This is a genomic window from Microbacterium sp. H6, assembly GCF_003314775.1.
Classification (GTDB): domain Bacteria; phylum Actinomycetota; class Actinomycetes; order Actinomycetales; family Microbacteriaceae; genus Microbacterium; species Microbacterium oxydans.
Genome location: NZ_QOAY01000054.1, coordinates 1 through 221 on the forward strand (window position 1 = coordinate 1; position 221 = coordinate 221).

The following is a 221-nucleotide window of genomic DNA, read 5'->3' on the forward strand; positions in this document are numbered from 1 at the left end:
CGCATGAGTGCGTGGAGGCGGGGGAGGCCGCGAAGTCCTGCCGTGGCCGCGGCGATGCGCTCCTCGGTGCGCCGGGTCACCTCGGCCGCGGCTGCGCGCACGACCTCGTCGAAGCCGTCGAAGTAGTGCCAGAGTGCACCCGTCGCGACGCCCAGCTCCTTCGCGACCGCCCGCGATGACACGCTCTCGTGTCCGTCGCGAGCGGCGACGGCGAGCAGCGC

General features: G+C 74.2%; 1 protein-coding gene. It reads right to left on the reverse strand.

All coding sequences use genetic code 11. The features are described 5' to 3' along the window. A partial coding sequence (locus DSP71_RS03460; RefSeq protein ID WP_113680368.1) for a TetR family transcriptional regulator occupies window positions 1–221 on the reverse strand: 221 nt, incomplete at both ends.